This is a genomic window from Mesorhizobium zhangyense (assembly GCF_011045115.1).
GTDB lineage: Bacteria > Pseudomonadota > Alphaproteobacteria > Rhizobiales > Rhizobiaceae > Mesorhizobium_M > Mesorhizobium_M zhangyense.
In genome coordinates this window covers 30950-52114 of record NZ_JAAKZG010000012.1, presented here as the reverse complement: position 1 = coordinate 52114, position 21165 = coordinate 30950, and the positions used below count along the sequence as shown (strand labels likewise).

Sequence of the window (21165 nt, the reverse complement as noted above, 5' to 3'; positions counted from 1 at the left end):
GACGCCGGGCTGATGAATGAACGCCATGTCATCGACGCCGCAACGGAAGCCGACCGTATCGGTTTCTTCGGCAAGGTTCCGACGCATGGCGACTTCATATCGACCGGACTTGGCCGGACGTTCCAGACCGAACTCGACAACTGGTTACAGGCCGGCCTGCAAGCAAGCGAGCAGGCGCATGGCAAGGAATGGCAGCGCCTCTTTCGCGCAGCACCGCCGTGGCGCTTCGTCATCGAGCGCTCGCTATGGGGCCAGTCCACGATGGTCGGCGTGCTGCTGCCGAGCACGGATCGCGTCGGGCGCAGCTTTCCGCTGGTCATCGCCGCCAAGCTCGGCAGCTTCAGCGGCAATCCACGCCTGCTGTGCTTCGATGAAACCTGGTTCACCGCAGCCGAAGCTCTGGCGGAAACATCGCTGACGCGCGACTTCGACATTGCAGGCTTCACCGCAGGTCTGAAGCGCTTGCGCCTGCCGCATGCCAAACTCGCAGCCCGTGGTGAGATGCCGGGGTCGAACGGTGACGACCGCATCTCCATCTGGTGGACGGTCGATGTGGATACCAGACGCCCCCATGGGTTCAAGACGATCGGCCCGCCCCAGGCGGCTCACTTCCTGAAACTCCTGAACGGCAAGCAGACCACGGACACGCCGAAGCCCGACCCGGAGGCCCCGCCTGAACCTGCTCGCAAGGCGCCTGATGCTGCCGCACCGGAGCGGGTTCCTGCGAAGAAATTCGCCATCGAACGGAGCTACGCGACGCATCCCGGCACGCGGCTCTCGGTGAATGCCGACGCCCTGCTGGTTTCAGAAAAGCCGCGCCTGTTTGCGGTAGCCGACGGCGTCGGCGATGGAAACGGGGCCGCCGACGCGGCCAAGGTGACGACCAATACGCTCGCTAACGTCTCGGCGCACGAAACGCTCGAAGAGCTGATCCAGGACGTGAAAGGCAAGCTCGGCCGCGCCCACGGGCTGCTGCAATCCGCGCATGCGGTGAGCGAGCGCGAGGCCCAGGGCGCAAGCGTCGTCGCACTCACCATCCGCGACAGCACCTTCGCCATCATCTGGGCCGGGAACGCCCGCTGCTATCTGGTGCGGGACGGCATGATGCGATGCCTCACGCGCGATCATGTCGAGATCGGCTTGCGGTTCGCGCTGTCGCGCAGCATCGGCTCGCAGCGGCAACTGGTGCCGGAAGTCTTTACGGACACAGTGCAGGACGGCGATCGCTTTCTCCTCTGCAGCGCAGCCCTTGCCCGCACGCTCGACGAGCGCAGCATCGCCGAAACGCTGCTTGAAAAGCCGGTAGCGGAAACCGCGGGCATCCTCATTCAGGATGGTTTGATCGCCAATACCCGCGAAAATATCAGCGCCATCGTGATCGGCATCCGCTCCGCATGAGTGCGGACCGATCACCTGATGGGCTTGAGGATATCGTCACGCGCTTTTCCGCGCTGTGGCGGGCGCTGAGCCACGACGGAGACGTGCCGCGAGCACTGGCTGAAACGACTATGCTGGCCGATCGCGTGCGCGATGCCCTCGACCGCCGTCTGTCCCGCCTCGATGAGGCAAATGCTACTTTCATCGCCAACACCTTCGTGGTCGAAGAACTCGTGCATGACGGCATGCCGGCGCAAATCCATCGTGTTCGGCATCGAGACCTGCAAACGCTTCTTGCGCTGAAGACGCTTCGCCCGGATCGGGCCGACGACGCCGTTTCAAGGCACTTGCTATTGCGCGAAGCGCGGCTGTCGATGACAATCAATCACCGAAATGTCGCGAGTGTTCAGACCGCACTGAGGCTTCCCGACGGCAGGCCGGCGCTAGTCGCAGCGTGGATGCCTTTTAGCCTTTCCGATTACCTGAACACGCGATCTTTCTCGCCACGCGATGTCCACCAAGTGATGATCTCGATTCTGTCGGGACTGGAAGCGATACATTCGGCAGGACTCATCCATGCCGACATAGCTCCCGACAACCTGCTTCTTTCCGGCGAAGACCTCAAAGACCTGAAGATCGTGGATTTCGGCATCGCGCTGGAGCGTGGCCAGCGTCATGCCGACCTCGATCTGGCGGCAGCCGGCCACAGCGAATTTTCCGCGCCGGAGCAGAAGGAAGGCATGGTTCTCGATGGCAGGGCCGATCTTTATGCCTGCGGCCTGATCCTGAATCTGCTTCTGGAACGCTGCGGAGGTGAAAGTGGCGCACGGGAACAGCTTACGGCTCTGGCGGGCCACCTGTCGCAACGGGACCGAGAAAACCGGCCCGAAAGCGCATCAGCAGCCCTGAGGCTGCTGATGAAGATCGATGTCTAGAGTCGGACGAAACTAAAGACCGGCGGCCGTCTGAACCGTGGCTCAGTTCCCGCCACCGCCAGGCGGTGGTGCGGCTGCTGTCGCCACGCTCTTCTGGAAGACCGTGATCAGCTTTGCCGCATCCACAAGACCCGCATTGCTCGCATAGAGGATGTCGCCATCCTGAACCTGGAACTGCTGCATCAGTGCAAAATTGGACACATCCTTCAGGTTGACGCGATAGATCACCGGCTTGCTCGTCACGAATGGCGCGCCCGGATTCTTGCCGGCCTTCGCGAAGGCAGCATCGGAATAGACCGGCTGATTGCGGAACACGTAGAAATTGCGGGCGTCGGCACGATCGTCGAGCAATCCACCCGCGCGGCCAAGCGCCTGCGCCAGCGTCAGCTTATCCTTCTCGAACTCGAATTCGCCCGCGCTTTTAAACGCGCCCAGAGCCATGAAGCTCGGCGAATCGCCTTCGATCATGACCTGATCGTCAGGCAGCAGATAAACATTCTGGCGGTCTTCATTCATGATGCGATCGAGCGAGGCGCTTGCCCGCTGCTTGCCGCGCACGATCGTCACCGTCGTGCCCCCCGGCGCTCCAGAAGCGCCGCCGGCAAGCGCGATTGCATCCAACACACGCTCCTTGCGGGCTGTCAGCGGGAAGCGGCCGGGCGCGCGCACGTTTCCGTTCACGGTAATGCCGTTGGCGGGCTTTTCAACGACCGACACCACCGCCTGCGGGTTGACCGCCGAACCCTTCAAACCTGCGACAATCCTGGACTGGAGCGCCTCGGGCGACGATTCCATGACACGTTGCCTGCCCACGAAGGGCAGCGTGACGAAGCCGCTCTCGTCCACCGTGAAACGGCCGAGATTGAGCGTCTTGCTGTTGGTGGTGGAAAGTATTCCCTCCTCCCCCGTATCGAAGATGGTGACATCGATCACGTCGCCGCGACGCAACCGGCTGTCGACATAGCCGCCGGATCGAAAGCTGCTCAGCCCCGCATCATTCGACGCATAGGACATCGTCGTCGCGCCCATGATGCCGAGCGGCGCATCGGCAAGTTCGACAACGGGAATCTTCTCGTTTGAATTGGGCAGGGAGGCGTTACGAATATTGGTGGCGCTAGGGCCATCAGAAGGGCTGGCGCATGCGCCTAGAACTACAAGAAAGGCAATAGGCACCAGTTTCCGCATCACTGATCCTCGTTGTGATTTGCTCAACCTAAGAGATACCCAGCCGCCACATTTCGAACAACAACATGAACGTGAAAATCACATGACAAACAGGCAATTACTGGTTGTTGTGTCTTATCTGCAACCAGAGCCACCGGCTTTCTAACCTGTCTCGTCAGCTGACCATGGAAGTTTCAATTTCACTAAATTCTAATATAGTTGAATCTGCCCGCGCCACGGTAATGAGCGACACTGTCATCAGGATTGGGCGAGCTACATATATGTGGCACCACTATAAGTTCCGGTGGGAACTGATACCCAAGCTTTGGACTACCTACATGGACCGGTGCTTGCTCAGCCTTCGACGGTTTGCCGGGCGAGATCCCAGAAAGCCTTCACCAGCTTGCCGCTGGAGCGTTCGCGCAGGCAGATGAGCGCTTCGTCCATCAGCATTTCCGGTCCATCGATGATGATCGGCCTGAGGCGTCCGTCTAGGCCAAACTCAGCCCGCGACACAAAGCCGACTCCGACGCCGGAGGCCACGATCTCACGCACTGCCTCACGGCCTTCGGCTTCTATGGCCGGCTTGAGTTCGATACCCTGAGCCGTGGCCAGCGCTTCCAGCTTGGATCTGGTCTTGGAACCACGTTCACGCAGCACAAGCGGCTGTTCGGCGATTTCGGCCAGCGTGAGCTTACGCGCTTCGGCCAACGGATGATTATGCGCCACAAACGCGATGATCGGTGAGGAATTGAGCTTCAGCATATTGTATTCGCGCCCTTCCGGAATTTCGCCCAGGACACCGATATCGGCTTCATAGGCGTAGAGGCTGGCCATCACGGTCTCGGTATTACCGGCACGAACGGTCACCTGGATTCCGGGATATCTGGCCCGGAATTGCCCCAGTATCTGCAGAAGGTGATGCGCGGCGTCAGCGACGATGCGCAATGTGCCGGCCCGAAGCGCGCGTGACTCCGAAAGCAGATCGAGTGCCTGCTGCTCGGTGTCGAACATGCGGTGCGTGATTTCAAGCATGCGCTCGCCCTGCTGCGTAAGCGTTACCTGCTTCTTGTGCCGGTTGAAAAGCAGCACGTCGTACTCTTCTTCCAGCTTGCGAACCTGATCCGAAATAGCCGGCTGGGTCAGGAACAACGCCTCCGCGGCACGCGAGAAACCGCCGCAAATGGCGACGTAGTGGAAAGCTCTCAGCTGCACGTACCGCACCGGGGCATCCTCCATAAGTAAAATCAATGCAAGTATAGAAACTAACGAATTGACTTATGTAAAGGGGAAGCCGAACTTTTCCTTCTGACAGGAAGCCGGCTATGCATTTCTCGATCATCCTTCTGCACCTCGCGGGCGCAACCTTGCTGCTGCTCTATGCCGTGCATCTCGTGCGCACCGGGATGGAGCACGCCCACACCCCCATCTTGCGCCAGCTGTTTGGCGAGGCAAGAGGCGGGCACGTGCGGGCTGCTGCCGGCGGCGCGGCCATGGCCGTGATGCTGCAAAGTTCAACGGCGGTGGCGATGCTCGCCTGCGGCTTCGCTGCCGGCGCTGTACTGGCGCTGCCGACCGGGCTGGCTCTGTTGCTCGGTGCCGATCTTGGCTCGGCGCTGGTCGTGCGGGTGCTCTCCTTCGATCTTGGATGGCTCATCCCGGTCTGCCTGCTGGCTGGCGGCGTCATGCATCTCAAGCTGCCGGGCGAGAAAATCCGCGAGACCGGACGGATGGTTCTCGGAGTTGGCTTTGTGCTCCTGTCGTTGAAGCTGCTGGGCGAAGCAACCGGTCCGCTTCGGAATGCAGAGCTTCTGCCCATGATCTCCGGTTATCTCGCCCAGGACTATCTGACGGCGTTCCTGCTTGGTGCGGTGTTCACCTGGCTCATTCACTCCAGCGTCGCCGCCGTTCTGATGATCACCGCCCTGGCCTCGCAGGGGTTGGTTTCGCTGGAAGCCGGCATACCGCTGATACTGGGCGCGAATGTCGGCAGCGGGCTGATAGCATTCTGGCTGTCACGGGGCATGGGACCTGCCGCCCGCCGCCTCCCGCTCGGCAATCTGATTTTTCGAGCCTGCGGGACAGTCGTCGCATTGGTTGCCATTCAGCTGTTCAACCTGCCGGTTGGCTGGCTGGGGGACAATGCAGGCGTGGCACTGATCAATCTCCACGTCCTCTTCAACGCATGTTTGGGCGTGTTTTGCCTTCCCCTCACCGGCGCGATGGCGCGGCTGACGACGAAGCTGCTGCCGGAAGCTCCGGCCAGGACGAAAGATGATGATCATGTCGCGCGGCGCATCACAGCCCTCGATCGTGCGGTGACCGGCGTTCCGGCCCTGGCTCTGGCGAGCGCCACGCGCGAGCTTTTGCGCATGGGAGAACTTGTCGAACTGATGTTCCGGCCGGTCATGGACATGTTCAAGTCCGGGACGAGCGAGCAGATCGCACGCCTGCGCAGCCTGGACGAAGACGTCAACGATGCCCACACCGGCATCAAGCTCTACATCGCCGAGGTGAACCGGGGCCGGCTGACGGCGGAGGAAGCGCGGCGCGGCATCGAACTGACCGACGTAGCGATCAACCTGGAGCATGCCGGCGACGTCATCGCCAAGAATCTGCTGGTGCTTGCCGCCGAGCGCTCGGAGAAAAACCTGAATTTCTCCAAGGAGGGCTGGGCGGAGATGACGGACCTTCATGCGCGTGTCGCGGAAAACATGCAGCTTGCGCTGAACGTCTTGATTTCAAACGACCTTGCCGCAGCCCGCCAGTTGGTGGCCGAGAAGGAGCGCATTCGAATGCAGGAGCGTCAAAGCCACGAACAGCATCTGCGCCGCCTGCAATCGGGCAAAATGGAAAGCATCGAGACCAGCGATATCCATCTCGAAGCCGTCCGCGCTTTCAAGGAGATCAATTCGCTTCTGGTTACGATCGCTTATCCGCTGCTTACGCAAAGCGGAGACCTGCTGAGCAGTCGGCTGGTGCGTCTGGCCTGATGATCATCGTTATAACTTATGTAAGGATACAAAATAACGATTTTGCAAATACATCATCGGCGGCGATAATCACGCCATTGCAGAACGCCGTGTGGAGGAAAATCAATGAGCGCCGAGACCAAGTTTTCGCCAGTCGAGGGTTTTGAGCCACCGGCGCTCGGCGAACCTTATTTGCTCACGCCGGGGCCACTCACCACAGCCTACGCCGTCAAGCAGGCCATGCTGCGCGACTGGGGTTCCTGGGACGGCGATTTCCGCGCCATGACTGCCGATATGCGCCGCCGATTGCTGGCGTTGACCGGCGACACCAAGGGCGAATTCGATTGCGTGCCCATGCAGGGAAGCGGCTCCTTCTGCGTCGAGGCCATGCTCGGCTCCTTCGTGCCGAAGGACGGAAAGGTTCTGGTGCTCGCCAATGGCGCCTATGGCCTTCGCGCCGCGCAGACCATGCAGTATCTGGGCCGCGCCTATACGCTGATCGACAAGGGCGATTACCTGCCGCCGCGCGGTGCCGAGGTCGCCGCCGCACTCGACGCCGATCCGGCGATCACCCATGTCATCGCCATTCACTGCGAGACCAGTTCCGGCATCCTCAACCCGGTCGCCGAGATCTCCGAAGCCGTCTACGCCAAGGGCCGCAAGCTGCTGGTGGACTCCATGAGCGCCTTCGGCGCCATCCCGCTCGACGTCAACGAAATCCGCTACGAGGCGATGGTCTCGTCGGCTAACAAATGCATCGAGGGCGTGCCGGGCTTTGGCTTCGTCATTGCCAAGAAGACGGAACTGGAAGCGGCCAAGGGCCGCAGCCACTCGCTTTCGCTCGACGTGCATGCCCAATGGGCGACGCTGGAAAAGACCGGCCAGTGGCGCTTCACCCCGCCGACGCATGTCGTTGCCGCCTTTCTCGAGGCGCTGAAGATGCACGAGGCGGAAGGCGGTGTTGCCGGCCGCGGCGCCCGCTACACCAAAAACCGCGACGTGATGGTTGCCGGCATGCGTGAGCTTGGGTTCGAGACGCTACTGTTGGACCACTGGCTGTCGCCGATCATCGTCACCTTCTTTTGCCCGGCGCATGAGAACTTCGCCTTCGACCGCTTCTATGGACTGATGAAGGACAAGGGGTTCATCATCTATCCCGGCAAGCTGACCGTGGTGGAATCGTTCCGCGTCGGCTGCATCGGCCGCATGGACGAGCACGTCATGCGGCGGGTCGTTGAAGCGGCCCGCGAGTCGCTCGCAGAAATGAACGTGCCTGATGCGGCGCCGCCCCGTACCGCGCTCGAAGAGCGCGCCAAGCTCGCCGCCTGAAAATCTCTCCAATCCCAGGGAACGCCCCGATGAACCAGATGTCACCTGTCACCGTGTCCGCGAATGGACGCAATTATGCCTGGCCGCGAGTGCCGGCGATCGCGATCTGCCTTGATGGCTGCGAGCCGGCCTATCTCGATGAGGCGATCCGTGCGGGGCTGATGCCGGCGCTGGAGAGGATCAAGGCGAAGGGCACGGTGCGGATGGCCCACAGCGTCATCCCGAGCTTCACCAATCCCAACAATCTGTCGATCGCCACCGGTCGTCCGCCGGCTGTCCACGGTATCTGCGGCAACTACCTCTACAACCCCGAGACGGGCGAAGAGGTGATGATGAACGACCCGAAATTCCTGCGCGCGCCGACGGTCTTCCAGGCCTTCTACGATGCTGGCGCCCGTGTCGCGGTGGTGACGGCGAAAGACAAGCTGCGCTCGCTGCTCGGTCATGGCCTGAAGTTCGATGAGGACCGCGCCATCTGCTTTTCCTCGGAGAAGTCGGACACCACGACCAAGGCCGAGCACGGCATCGACAATGCATCCGCCTGGCTCGGCCGACCGGTGCCGGAAGTCTATTCGGCCGAACTGTCGGAATTCGTCTTCGCCGCCGGCGTCAAGCTGTTGAAGGAATGGCGGCCGGACGTAATGTACCTGACCACGACCGACTATGTGCAGCACAAATATGCGCCGGGCGTGAAGCAGGCCAACGATTTCTACGAGATGTTCGACAAGTATCTCGCCGAACTCGACGCGCTGGGTGCTGCAATCGTCGTGACCGCCGACCATGGCATGAAGCCGAAGCACAAGGCCGATGGCTCGCCGGACGTCGTCTATGCGCAGGACCTGCTCGACGAATGGCTGGGCAAGGATGTCGGGCGTGTGATCCTGCCGATCACCGATCCTTATGTCGTCCACCACGGCGCGCTGGGCTCGTTCGCCACCGCCTATCTGCCCAAGGGTACGGACCGCGCTGATATCATGAAGCGGCTGGCCGGCATCGAAGGCATCGACCTTGTCGTCGACCGCGAGGAAGCCTGCCGCCGTTTCGAGCTGCCGGAAGACCGCATCGGCGACATCGTCATGATCTCGACCGAGAACAAGACGATCGGCACCAGCGAGCATCGCCATGACCTTGCTGCCCTCAACGAGCCGCTGCGCTCGCATGGCGGGCTGACCGAGCAGGTGGTGCCGTTCATCACCAACCGGGTCCTGCCGGACCAGCCCGGCGCGCCGAAGCTGCGCAACTTCGACGCCTTTTACTATGCGGTGATGGCCGCAGCGCAGCCGGCGAGCTGAGGACAACTGCCGTGACCAAACTCGATCCTACGATCAAAGTCCGCCATGAGCCGATGCGCATTGCCGGCCGCAAAGTCGATGCCGATGGCGTCGTCGAGGTGCGCTATCCCTGGAACGACACGGTGGTCGGCACCGTGCCGGCAGGCGGCGCCGAGCATGCCCGGCAGGCCTTTGCGATTGCTGCCGCGTACAAGCCGAAGCTGACCCGTTATGAGCGCCAGAAGATCCTGCTCAGGACGGCGGAGCTGCTGAACTCCAGGAAGGAAGAAATCTCCGACCTGATCACGCTGGAGCTCGGCATCTCCAAGCAGGATTCGCTCTATGAAGTCGGCCGCGCCTATGACGTGTTCACCCTGTCGGGCCAGATGTGCATCCAGGACGACGGCCAGATATTCTCCTGCGATCTCACCCCGCACGGCAAGGCACGAAAAATATTCACCATGCGTGAGCCGCTCAACGCGATCTCGGCGATCACCCCCTTCAACCATCCCTTGAACATGGTCTCGCACAAGGTGGCGCCGGCGATTGCCACCAACAACTGCGTCGTCGTCAAGCCGACCGAGCTGACGCCGATGACAGCACTGGTGCTGGCCGACATCCTCTACGAGGCCGGCCTGCCGCCGGAGATGCTGTCGGTGGTGACCGGCTGGCCGAAGGATATCGGCGACGAGATGATCACCAACGAAAACATCGATCTCATAACCTTCACCGGCGGCGTGCCTGTCGGCAAGCTGATCGCGTCCAAGGCCGGCTACAGGCGCCAGGTGCTGGAACTTGGCGGCAACGACCCGCTGATCATCCTCAACGATCTCTCCGACGACGACCTCGCCAAGGCCGCCGATCTGGCGGTCGCCGGTGCGACCAAGAACTCCGGCCAGCGCTGCACGGCGGTCAAGCGCATCCTCGTCCAGGAAAGCATCGCCGACCGCTTCGTGCCGCTGGTGCTGGAACGGGCAAGGAAGATCAGGTTCGGCGACCCGATGGACCGCACGACCGATCTCGGCACCGTCGTGCATGAGCGCGCCGCAAAGCTCTTCGAGGACCGCGTCCACATGGCGGCAGAGCAAGGCGCCGACATTCTCTACAATCCGGGCCGCAAGGGCGCGCTACTTCCCCCCATCGTCGTCGACCGCGTGCCACATTCATCCGAACTGGTCATGGAAGAAACCTTTGGGCCGATCATCCCGATCATCCGCGCCCCCGACGATGACGACACGCTGATCGCGCTCTCCAACTCCACCGCCTTCGGCCTCTCCTCAGGCGTGTGCACCAACGACTTCCGCCGCATGCAGAAATACATCGCCGGCCTTCAGGTCGGCACCGTCAACATTTGGGAAGTCCCGGGATACCGCATCGAGATGAGCCCCTTCGGCGGCATCAAGGATAGCGGCAACGGCTACAAGGAAGGCGTCATCGAAGCCATGAAGAGCTTCACCAACGTCAAGACTTTCTCCCTGCCCTGGTGATCCATGACTGACATGCAATATGATCTGGCTGTCGTCGGAGCCGGCATCGTCGGCCTTGCGCATGCGCTCGCTGCCGCGCGCCGCGGACTGCGCGTCGTCGTCATCGACCGCGATGCACAGGCGAACGGCGCTTCGATCCGCAACTTCGGGCTCGTCGTGGTCACCGGTCAGGAAGCCGGCATTTCGCGCCAATATGCCGAACGGTCACGTGAGGTATGGCTGAGCCTCGCCGGGCAGGCCGGAATAGAAATCCTCCAGCAGGGCAAACTCGTCGCCGCGCAACGCCCCGAAGCGCTCGCGCTGCTTGAAGCGTTCAAGGCGGGCGAGCATGGGGAAGACTGCCGGCTGCTGACAAGCGACGAGGTGACCAGTCACCAGCCCGGCCTCGATGGTTCGAAAATCGCCGGTGGCCTCTACAGCCCGTTCGAACTGCGCGTGGAATCGCGTGAAGCGTTGCCGAAGCTCGCATCGTTCCTGGCGGACCGCCACGGTGTCGAGTTCCGTCGCGGCGTTGCCGTTTCGGCCATTGCGCCGCCGGTTGTGGAAACCAGCCACGGCCCGGTGCGGGCAGCAAAGGTCGTAGTCTGTCCCGGCGATGACCTCGCCACTCTCTATCCGGAGCGCATAGGCCGCTACGGCATCCGGCGCTGCAAGCTGCAGATGCTGCGGCTTGCCAACCCCGGTCACAAGCTTCGCTCGGCGCTGGTCTCGGATCTCAGCCTTCTACGCTACGCCGGCTATGCGGCACTGCCTGAAGCCGCATCGCTCCGCAAGACGCTGACCAGCCAATGTTCCCGGGCGCTGGACAACGGCGTCCATCTGATCGTCGTCCAGAGCGCGGATGGGTCGCTGGTCGTCGGCGATTCCCACCACTATGGCCTCACGCCGGACCCCTTTGCCTCCGACGAGGTCGATCGCCTGATCCTCGACGAATTCGCCGCACTGTTCGGGGGATCAACGCCTGATGTGCTCGCGCGCTGGACCGGCACTTACGCGTCCGCATCTGATCATGCGAGCTTCACGGACGAGCCGCACGAAGACGTGAGACTGGTGATGGTTACCAGCGGAACCGGCGCCAGCACCGGCTTTGCGATTGGCGAGGAAACGATCGCCGAGCTGTTCGGTTAGCGGGCGTGTCGGCAACCGCACTTTCGATCGTACTTTTCGCAGCACTTCTTCATGCGAGCTGGAACGCGCTCGTAAAGGCCGCGCCCGACCGCGCACTCACATTGGCAGCGGTTTCCGCCATGCATGCGTTGGCCGGCATCCTGCTGATAGCCATATCGCCACCGCCTGCCGTCGCGAGCTGGCCTTCGATAGCGGTGTCGACCATCGTTCACTACGGTTACTATGTCCTGCTGTTCCAGGCCTATCGGCTGGGCGACCTCAGCCAAGTCTATCCGATATCGCGCGGCATGGCGCCGGCGCTTGTTGCCATTGGCACGTTCCTGTTGATCGGCGAGACGCTGTCGCCGCTCGGCTGGTCGGGCCTCGCACTCGTCACCGCCGGCATTGCTTTCCTGGCGCTGCAGCGTGGCGCCGGTCACGCGGACGGCAAGGCAGTTGTCGTCGCCGCATTGCTCGGTCTCAGCATCGCCGCCTATTCCGTCGCCGATGGCATCGGGGTTCGATTTTCCCAAAGTCCCACCGGCTATATGGGCTGGCTCTTTCTTTTCGAGTCGCCGGTCACCTTGGCCATACTGGCGAGCCGCCGCAGGGCAGGCATTCGGATCGATTGGAAAATCGTCGGCATCGGTCTGGTCGGCGGGCTCTTCGCGGTCACCGCCTACGGCCTCGTGCTCTACGCCAAGACGATCGCTCACATCGGCGCGGTGTCGGCGGTGAGAGAGTCCAGCGTCATCATCGCCGCCCTGATCGGCGTGGTCTTCTTTCGCGAGAGACCATGGTTTGGGCGCGTTCTTGCAGCCCTCGTCGTAGCCCTCGGCGTCATAACGCTGGCTGTCTCCGAGTAGTGTGACAGCACTGTGACTACTATCGTCTCAGGTGATGGCTTTATAGGATAAATAGATTTTACTTATCGACCATACGGCTTCACGATTGACACATGGGCGACCTCGACCGGCGCGAATGACCGGTGAACTGCCGTAGAGCATGAGCGCCTCGATACATCGCAGATTGTGTCAAATGGGGAACCAAACAATGAAAAATACCGCATCCATCATCGTTGCTGCACTGGCGGCAGCGCTCTCTGCTTCAACCGCCTTTGCCGAAACCAACCTCACAGTCTACACCGCGATCGAGGCCGTCGATCTCGACCGCTACAAGGCCGAGTTCGAGAAGGCCTATCCCGACATCAAGATCAACTGGGTTCGCGATTCCACCGGCGTCATGACCGCCAAATTGCTCGCCGAAAAGGACAATCCGCAGGCCGATGTGGTCTGGGGATTGGCGGCGACTTCGCTCCTTCTGCTCAAGGGTGAAGGCATGCTGGAGCCCTACGCTCCTGCCGGCGTGGAAAAACTCGACCCGCGCTTCGTCGACAGCACCACGCCTCCATCGTGGACAGGTATGGACGCCTATGTCGCGGCGCTGTGCTTCAACACCGTCGAGGCCAAGAAGCTCGGCATCGCCGCGCCAAAATCCTGGAAGGACCTGACCAAGCCCGAATACAAGGGCCACGTCGTCATGCCGAACCCCAACTCCTCGGGCACCGGCTTCCTCGACGTCTCCGCCTGGATGCAGACCTTCGGCGAAAAGGATGCCTGGGCCTTCATGGACGGCTTGCATGAGAACATCTCGGCCTACACCCATTCCGGCTCCAAGCCTTGCAAGATGGCCGGCGCCGGCGAGACGGTGATTGGCGTTTCCTTCGAGTTCCCCGGCGCCAAGGCCAAAAGCGCCGGCGCGCCGATCGACATCATCTTCCCGGAAGAAGGTTCGGGCTGGGAGGCCGAGGCAACGGGCATCATCGCCGGCACGGCAAATCTCGACGCGGCCAAGAAGCTGGTCGACTTCTCGGTCTCCAAGGAAGCCAACGAGATGTACAACCAAGGCTATGCCGTGCTCGCCTATCCGGGCATCGCCAAGCCGGTTGAAAACCTGCCGGCCGACGTTGCCTCCCACATGATCAAGAACGACTTCGAGTGGGCGGCCAACAACCGCAAGGCGATCCTGACGGAATGGGCCAAGCGCTACGACGCAAAGTCCGAGCCGAAGAGCTGATCGCAGCTTTGACGAGGGGCGCCCAGCAATGCGGCGCCCTTTTCGCAACCAAGCACTGGTGGCTAGAATGAGACATGAGATCGTGGCCGCGCAACCGGCGACGCCGACCGGGGTGCATCCAATGACCGGGAAGCCGGCCTATCTTGAAATCGATGGCCTGTGGAAGGCATTCGGCGAATTCGTCGCGCTCAAGGGCGTGTCGCTTTCGATCCGGGAAGGCGAGTTCGTCTGCTTCCTCGGACCATCGGGTTGCGGCAAGACCACGCTGCTGCGCGCCGTCGCCGGCCTCGACCTGCAGACGCGCGGAACGATCCATCAGGCCGGCAAGGACATTTCGACCTTGCCGCCGTCGAAGCGCGACTACGGCATCGTCTTCCAGTCCTATGCGCTGTTCCCGAACCTGACGATCGAAAGGAACATAGCCTTCGGCCTGGAGAATGCGGGACGCCCAAGGGCGGAAATCAATGCGCGCGTCGCCGAGCTTCTTGCCCTCGTCGGGCTTGCCAGCCAGGCCAAAAAGTACCCGGCTCAGCTTTCCGGTGGCCAGCAGCAGCGCATCGCGCTGGCGCGCGCCATGGCCGTGGCGCCCGGCCTGCTTCTGCTGGACGAGCCGCTCTCGGCTCTGGATGCCAAGGTGCGCGTGCATCTGCGCCATGAAATCAAGGAATTGCAGCGCAAGCTCGGCGTGACGACCATCATGGTGACGCACGACCAGGAAGAGGCGCTGTCGATGGCCGACCGCATCGTGGTCATGAACCACGGCGTTATCGAACAGATTGGCACGCCGACGGAAATCTATCGTCAGCCGTCGACGCTTTTCGTCGCCGATTTCATCGGCGAGACCAACCAGATCCCGGCCAAGGTGCTGGCAGATGACAGGCTGGCCGTGGAAGGAACCGAACTGGCATGCGCGCCTCATCAACTCGCGCTCGACAGCAATGCAACGGCGGTGATCCGGCCCGTCGATATCATTCCGCATTCCATGAGTGGTATTGACAAGGTCGGAACGCCTGAGAACCTGATCGAGGTGATTGTCAAGGAGATGGAATTTCTCGGCAGCTTCTGGCGTACGCGGCTGTCATCGCCGCGTCTGGGCTCCCGCATCCTGATCGCCGATTTCTCCATCAATGCGGTTCGCCGGCTCGGCATCGCGGTGGGCGGCGCGATGCGCGTCGAACTGCCGGGCGAACGTCTGCTCGTCTTCGGAAAGGCCGCCTGAGATGGCCGCGGCGACGCTGACCATGCCGGCCGGCCGGGCGTTGCGCCCGCAAATGTCCTCGGACGACATCATCAAGCGCGGATTGATGATCGTCATTTCGCTGTATCTTCTGGTGGCGCTGGCCGCGCCGCTCTATGTGCTGCTTTCAAAATCCGTGACGACCTACCACTTCGATCTCGCCGCCTTCGAGATCCAGCGCAGCGACGAGACAGGCGCGAATTTCGGCCCGGCCAAGACCGCGGCGGCGCTGAATGCCGAGACCCATGCCATAACCCCTGAGCAGCTCGAGGCCGGTTCCGGCGACCGACTGTCGGTGACCCGCCTGTTCCCTGATTTCAGTTTCCGCAGCCCTGTCAAATACCGCATACGCGGCATGGACAGCGCCGCCTCATTCCTCGTCGGCTCGGAACTGCATCGCGGCACCGATTGGCTCGAGCTCGACTCCAACACGTTCCGCCGCGTTTCGTTGCGACCGTCGACCGCCACGGGCCTCGACAATTTCGTCAGCTATTTCTCGACGCCGTCGCTGACCCAGGCGATCTACAACTCCGTCCTCATGGGCGTGATCACGACGGTGCTCGTCATCGCGATCGCGTTTGGCCTTGCCTATGCGCTGAACCGCAGCCAGATGCGCCTCAAGGGCTTGTTCAGGCTCGTCACGACGATCCCTATCCTCGTGCCGTCGCTGTTGCCGGGCATTGCGCTGGTCTATCTGTTCGGCAACCAGGGCCTGCTGAAGGAAGCCATGATGGGCTATTCCATCTACGGCCCGATCGGAATCGTCGTCGGCTCGGTGTTCTTCACCCTGCCGCATGCGTTGCTGATCGTATCCACCGCCCTCGCAATTGCCGACGCCCGCCACTACGAGGCGGCGGCCTCGTTGCGGGCCAGCAAATGGCGCACCTTCTGGACCGTCACGGTGCCCGGCGCACGCTACGGCATCATCTCGGCCGCCTTCGTGGTGTTCACCATGGTGGTTACCGATTTCGGCCTGCCCAAGGTCATCGGCGGCCAGTACAACATGCTGGCGGTCGACATCTACAAGCAGGTCATCGGGCAGCAGAATTTCGAGATGGGCGCGGTAGTCTCCGTCATCCTTCTTGTGCCGGCCGCCGCCGCCTTCTTCGTCGACCGCCTGATCCAGAAGAAACAGGTCGCGCTGCTGTCGGCTCGCTCGGTGCCCTATCAGCCCAAGCCCAATGCGCGCTTCGACTGGATCTGCTTCGCCTATTGCGCCGCAGTTGCCCTGTTCATCCTGACCTTGATCGGCGTCTGCCAGTTGGCTGCGACAGTAAAATTCTGGCCCTACGACCTGACGCCGACGCTCAAGAATTTCCGCTTCGACCTGGTCGATGGCGGTGGCTGGGGCGCCTATGCGAATTCGATCAAGATGGCATTGCTGACGGCGATCTTCGGCACAGTCATCGTCTTCGTCGGCGCCTATATGGTCGAGAAGAGCGAAGGCTTCCCGCTCGGGCGCACGCTGTTCCAGTTCCTGGCCATGCTGCCTATGGCGGTGCCGGGCATGGTCCTCGGCCTTGCCTACATCTTCTTCTTCAACAATCCGGCGAACCCGTTCAACGCGATCTATGGAACGATGGCCATCCTCGTCGTCAGCACCGTGACGCATTTCTATACCGTGTCGCATCTGACCGCACTGACGGCATTGAAGCAGATGGACCGCGAGTTCGAGCCGGTTGCCGCATCGCTCAAGCAGCCATTCTACAAGCTGTTCTTCCGCGTCACGGTTCCGGTATCGCTGCCGGCCATTCTCGATATTTCGATCTACCTCTTCGTCAATGCGATGACGACGGTATCTGCGGTGGTGTTCCTGTATTCGACACACACGCAGCTCGCATCGGTCGCCGTACTCAACATGGACGACGCCGGCGACGTGGCGCCGGCAGCGGCCATGGGCATGATGATTTTCTACACGAATGTCGTTGCCCGGCTCGTGCACGCGGGCATATCGCGCACGTTACTAACACGCACCCAGGCATGGCGGCGGCGCTAGATGTCGAGAGTACATTGGCTTCACCGGTCTCGGGCTCGACCGGCCGTTCGTCTTCGGGGCGACATAGCATTGGTTTCAGAGGCCGTAATCTCATTTCGGTCACTGCCATTGATTTTCAATCGAAATTATCGCGCGCCGGCAACGCTTCCCACTGACCTTCGCCGCCACCGAATTCGTTCCGTGCAATACGCACGTTCTAGGACGATCGCGAAGAAAAACGAGACTATGCAGCATAGTCGCATTGCCTCGCATCATTATCCTTGCCCCGGTGCCGAGATAATCTGGAGCGTGTCCATTGCCTGACGAACTAGCGAGTATTCGCATTCGCCCCCTTGGCCAGAACGCCACATGGCCAACTGCTTTAGCAGTGTAGCGAATGTGATGTCTTCGCCGCTGCCGCCAGTAAACGGGTGCCTGGGTTGGGGCGAGTAACCGAACGCTGAGTCGGCTATTCCAACGCGAAACCAGCATGTCGTTTATTCACTGGCGCCAGCAACTGCATATCGGTCTGGCACTGCAGCGTTTCGCACAACGCGAACTGGGTACGAACATCGCCGCCGATCTTGGCTATGAGAGCGTCACCGCGTTCATCCCGATGTTCAGGCGAATGCTGGAAACAACGCCCGCGCGGTATTTTGGAGAGGCAGCCTCGGATCGAAAGTGATCGAAAGACGCTTGCTCGCGACGAAGGTGATCGTGACATCGCGAAAGCAACCGAAACAGCGCCGAATGCCGTCCCGTTAAGAAGATCATAAGCGCTTCAGCACGGAACCTGAAAGAACCCCGCACCGCCGGCTGATGACCGGCACTGAGGGTGGCCACTTCGGCTCGCCGGTCGCTCCTCATAAGGGACATCAAAACCCATCAGTTCGGCTACAGTGCTGCAGGCCAAATGGATCGCCAGAGACTAGGACAGCTTGATGAAAAGTTGGAGTGATGTCGCACGCTTTTACGTTGCCTGAGACAAAGCTTCGTGAAGGCTCCAGCAACATAAATTTATTCGTTTTTGAACAATACGCGCCGCCGATTTCCTGTACTCTGCAAAAAACACCGGGAAAACCGGGGACCAAACAGAAAGGTCGGGGAATGAAATACGTCGTCGATACGATCGGCGGCCCCACGGGCGGAGACGCCTGGCAGGCCGCAGTAACCGAAGCCTATTTTCCGCTCGACACGGAGTATCAAAATCGTCGGGAATTTTCCGGTACGTTGGAAATCTTTTCGCTGGGGCCTGTCAGTGTTTCGAAGATGCGCTGCAATGCCGTCAGCTATCGCCGTCACCGCCGCCATTTCCTCAACGAGCGCGACGCCAGTCTTCTCATCACCATTCCGGAAATGTCGGAGGTGAATTTCTCGCAAGGGTCGCGCACCGTGAAATGCGCGCCGGGCGGGTTCCTCCTTGAGCGTGGCGATGCCCCTTACGAATTCTGGCACGGCAAGCCGAACGCGCTTTGGGTTCTCAAAGTACCGTCGTCGAGCGTCCGCGCGCGGATCGGATCGGCCGAACGGCTCAGCGCCCTCAGCTTCGACGCGACGCAAGGCGTGGCCGCGCTCTTTATCGATACGGTCCGCGCCACGATTGGCCACGCCGACAACGTCGGTGAAGCCGCACGCGAGATGGCAGGCAGGCACATCCTGGAAATGTTGTGCTTGTCTATCGTTAGTGACGACCGCGTTCTCGACAGCAGTATTTCGCCGATCCGAGCCGGTCATCTGCACCGGGCCGAGCAGTATATTCGCGATAACCTGAAGAGTTTCGACCTCGGACCACAAGCCGTGGCGGATGCCTGCGGCATTTCCCTGCGTTATTTGCAGGGACTTTTCCAGGACAGCAACAAGTCTATCAACGGCTTTATCCGCGATCATCGCCTCGACCGTTGCGCGGAGGAGCTGACGCTGCTGACCAACACCAGCAGCATCGCCGAGATCGCCTATCGCTGGGGTTTTGCCGACCAGTCGCAATTCTGCAAGCACTACCGGACGCGGTTCGGCTGCTCCCCCACCGATACCCGTCGCGAGGCGGCCGTTCGGGCAGGACACGCATCGGCCTTACGCGGACGGCACTGAACCACGCATCGTCCGATGCTCTAGCCGCTTTCCCGACTGATTTTTCCTGACGCCGCTCCCGCTGGGGCGGCGACTGACGGGTCATGCCCGAAACCATTCAAGCCTGCGAAGGAAACGTTATGAGCAGAACCAGAGTTGCCGTGGATGTGGGGGGAACCTTCACCGACATCTGCATCATGGACGAAGACAGCGGCGCGATCCGCATCGAAAAGACAGCGTCCACGCCTGACGATCCCATGCAGGCGATCATGAACGGCGTGGAACAAGGCCGGATCGACCTGTCGGAGGTGACGATGTTCTCGCATGGCACCACAGTTGCGACCAATGCGCTGATCACCCGCCGCCTGCCGCGCACCGCCATGGTCTGTACCGAAGGGTTTCGGGATGTCGTCGAAATTCGGCGCGCCAACAAGGAAGACCTCTGGGACACCTACAAGGACGTCGCCAAACCTTATATCCCGCGCCGCGACCGGCTGACGGTTCGGGAGCGGATCGATGCGGAAGGTACGATCCTCGAAACGCTGAACGAAGCGGACGCCCGCCGTGTTGCCGAAGTGCTGAAGAAGCGCGAAGTCAAGTCCATCGCCGTCTGCTTCATGAACTCCTACGTCAACGGCGCAAACGAGCGCCGCATGCGCGATATCTTTAAGGAAGTCATACCGGACGTGCCGGTCTCGATCTCCTCCGAGGTGATGCCGGAAATCTTTGAGCACGAACGCTTCTCCACCACCATGGCAAACGCCGTCTGCGCGCCGGTCGTCGTCGACTACGTCTCGCGGCTGGGCGAAAAGCTTGCCGCTGCGGGTTACAAGCGCGACCTGCTGCTGCTGCATTCGGGCGGCGGCGTCATGACACCGGCAAGCGTCAAGGACTTCTCGGCCCGCCTTGCCGGGTCCGGCATTGCCGCGGGCGCGATCGCCAGCCGTTTCATCGGCAATCTCTGCGGCTTCCCCAACTCGATCGGTTTCGACATGGGCGGCACCAGCACCGACGTCTCGCTCGCCTCAAACGGCGAGTCACGCATTACGAAGGACTGGTACATCGAATATGGCTATCCGATCCGCTTCCCCTCCATCGAGGTGCTGACGATCGGTGCGGGCGGCGGGTCGCTCGCCTGGCAGGACGAGGGCGGCAGCTTGCGCAACGGACCGCAATCTGCCGGCGCCTATCCTGGCCCCGCCTGTTACAAGAATGGCAACCGCACGGCCACGAACACCGACGCCAATGTCATGCTCGGCCGTCTCGGCACCAGCCTTGCCGGCGGCAAGATTACGCTTGACCCTGCCCTAGCAGCCGAGGCAGTGCAGGAGACCGTGGCAACCCCCTTCCGCATGGAATTGCACAAGGCCGCCGAGGCGATCATCGCGGTGGCCAACGCCAACATGGCCAATGCCGTCCGGCTGCTTTCCATCAGCCGCGGCTATGATCCGCGCGACTTCGCGCTCGTCGCCTTCGGCGGTGCCGGTGCCCTGCATGGCGCCGCGGTTGCCAAGGAACTGTCGATCCCGACCGTGATCGTTCCGCTCAATCCCGGCGTCACCTCCGCGCTCGGTTGCCTTCTTGTCGACGTGCAGCACGATTTCTCCGAAAGCTTCATGGCCGACGCCTCAACCGTCTCGCCTGCCGAGATGCAGACAGCCTTCGCCCGCATGGAGGAACAGGCCGTCGAGCGTCTTGCCCATGAGGGCGTGGCGCAGGAAGACATGGCGCTGCAGCGCACGGTCGAGATGATGTATCAGGGCCAGTGGCGCTCGCTTGCCGTCTCTGCACCAGCGCAAATCGACAGCATGTGCTCGATGATCGAGGCGTTCCACAACGAGCACGAGCGCGAGTTCAACTACCGCCGCGAAGAAGCGCCTGTCTCCATCTTCCGCATCGCCGTGAAGGCGGTCGGGATTGTCCCCAAAGCCGAAATAGCCAAATACGACGTCTCGCCGCACAAGGCCGAACCGGTTGGACGCCGCAGTGTCTGGTTCGACGGCGTTGCCCACGATGCCGCGGTCTACGAGCGCGACCGGTTGACTGCGGGCGCGGCCTTTGCCGGCCCGGCAATCGTCGAACAGTTCGATTCCACCACAGTGGTTCCGCCGGGAATGAGCGTGACCGTCGACGGTTTCCTCAACATCCTCATCGGAACGAAAGGCTGA

At 61.5% G+C, this 21165-nt stretch carries 16 protein-coding genes; 14 read left to right on the top strand and 2 right to left on the bottom strand.

The annotated features are described in order from the left end of the window. The first annotated feature begins 12 nt into the window (after nt 1–12). Both tagF and G6N74_RS22900 read left to right on the top strand, forming a co-directional pair. Nucleotides 13–1398, top strand: a complete 1386-nt coding sequence (gene tagF / locus G6N74_RS22905; protein WP_165120329.1) for a type VI secretion system-associated protein TagF — start codon at nt 13–15, stop codon at nt 1396–1398. Further along, complete coding sequence (locus tag G6N74_RS22900) at nt 1395–2312, top strand: protein kinase domain-containing protein (protein ID WP_165120328.1); 918 nt, start codon at nt 1395–1397, stop codon at nt 2310–2312. Before tagF ends, G6N74_RS22900 begins: the two co-directional genes overlap by 4 nt. 42 nt (nt 2313–2354) lie before the next feature. On the opposite strand, the gene G6N74_RS22895 is transcribed toward G6N74_RS22900, so the two are convergent. Further along, nucleotides 2355–3497 (bottom strand): polysaccharide biosynthesis/export family protein, encoded by a 1143-nt coding sequence (locus G6N74_RS22895; protein ID WP_165120327.1) that lies wholly within the window; start codon nt 3495–3497, stop codon nt 2355–2357. A gap of 333 nt (nt 3498–3830) precedes the next feature. After that, nucleotides 3831–4700, bottom strand: coding sequence for a LysR substrate-binding domain-containing protein (locus tag G6N74_RS22890; protein ID WP_165120326.1), 870 nt, complete (start codon nt 4698–4700; stop codon nt 3831–3833). 101 nt (nt 4701–4801) lie between these two features. Here G6N74_RS22890 and G6N74_RS22885 point away from each other — a divergent pair, with 101 nt between their 5' ends. From G6N74_RS22885 to G6N74_RS22830, 12 genes are all read left to right on the top strand, one after another. Further along, nucleotides 4802–6469: a Na/Pi cotransporter family protein gene (locus G6N74_RS22885; RefSeq protein WP_165120325.1), complete on the top strand. Its 1668-nt coding sequence runs from the start codon at nt 4802–4804 to the stop codon at nt 6467–6469. Nucleotides 6470–6574: 105 nt separating this feature from the next. Then, nucleotides 6575–7777 carry a 2-aminoethylphosphonate--pyruvate transaminase gene (locus G6N74_RS22880; protein ID WP_165120324.1) on the top strand — a complete coding sequence of 401 codons (1203 nt, stop codon included), beginning with the start codon at nt 6575–6577 and terminating at the stop codon, nt 7775–7777. Nucleotides 7778–7806: 29 nt separating this feature from the next. Continuing rightward, nucleotides 7807–9069 (top strand): phosphonoacetate hydrolase, encoded by a 1263-nt coding sequence (phnA, locus tag G6N74_RS22875; protein ID WP_165120323.1) that lies wholly within the window; start codon nt 7807–7809, stop codon nt 9067–9069. A gap of 11 nt (nt 9070–9080) precedes the next feature. Next, on the top strand, nt 9081–10535 hold the full coding sequence (gene phnY / locus G6N74_RS22870; RefSeq protein WP_165120322.1) for a phosphonoacetaldehyde dehydrogenase: 1455 nt from the start codon (nt 9081–9083) through the stop codon (nt 10533–10535). A gap of 3 nt (nt 10536–10538) precedes the next feature. Beyond that, nucleotides 10539–11663 carry a TIGR03364 family FAD-dependent oxidoreductase gene (locus G6N74_RS22865; protein ID WP_165120321.1) on the top strand — a complete coding sequence of 375 codons (1125 nt, stop codon included), beginning with the start codon at nt 10539–10541 and terminating at the stop codon, nt 11661–11663. Between the two features lie 5 nt (nt 11664–11668). Further along, the gene (locus tag G6N74_RS22860; protein ID WP_165120320.1) at nt 11669–12508 is read left to right on the top strand and encodes an EamA family transporter; all 840 of its coding nucleotides are present in this window, start codon (nt 11669–11671) and stop codon (nt 12506–12508) included. Between the two features lie 187 nt (nt 12509–12695). Beyond that, nucleotides 12696–13718, top strand: coding sequence for a putative 2-aminoethylphosphonate ABC transporter substrate-binding protein (locus G6N74_RS22855; protein ID WP_165120319.1), 1023 nt, complete (start codon nt 12696–12698; stop codon nt 13716–13718). A 67-nt stretch (nt 13719–13785) separates the two neighbouring features. Further along, nucleotides 13786–14937, top strand: coding sequence for a putative 2-aminoethylphosphonate ABC transporter ATP-binding protein (locus G6N74_RS22850; protein WP_165120318.1), 1152 nt, complete (start codon nt 13786–13788; stop codon nt 14935–14937). A gap of 1 nt (nt 14938) precedes the next feature. Then, nucleotides 14939–16951, top strand: coding sequence for a putative 2-aminoethylphosphonate ABC transporter permease subunit (locus G6N74_RS22845; RefSeq protein WP_165120317.1), 2013 nt, complete (start codon nt 14939–14941; stop codon nt 16949–16951). Between the two features lie 469 nt (nt 16952–17420). Then, nucleotides 17421–17615 carry a helix-turn-helix domain-containing protein gene (locus G6N74_RS22840; protein ID WP_246245890.1) on the top strand — a complete coding sequence of 65 codons (195 nt, stop codon included), beginning with the start codon at nt 17421–17423 and terminating at the stop codon, nt 17613–17615. Nucleotides 17616–18037: 422 nt separating this feature from the next. Further along, nucleotides 18038–19018: an AraC-like ligand-binding domain-containing protein gene (locus G6N74_RS22835; RefSeq protein WP_165120316.1), complete on the top strand. Its 981-nt coding sequence runs from the start codon at nt 18038–18040 to the stop codon at nt 19016–19018. A gap of 119 nt (nt 19019–19137) precedes the next feature. Next, on the top strand, nt 19138–21165 hold the full coding sequence (locus tag G6N74_RS22830; protein ID WP_165120315.1) for a hydantoinase/oxoprolinase family protein: 2028 nt from the start codon (nt 19138–19140) through the stop codon (nt 21163–21165).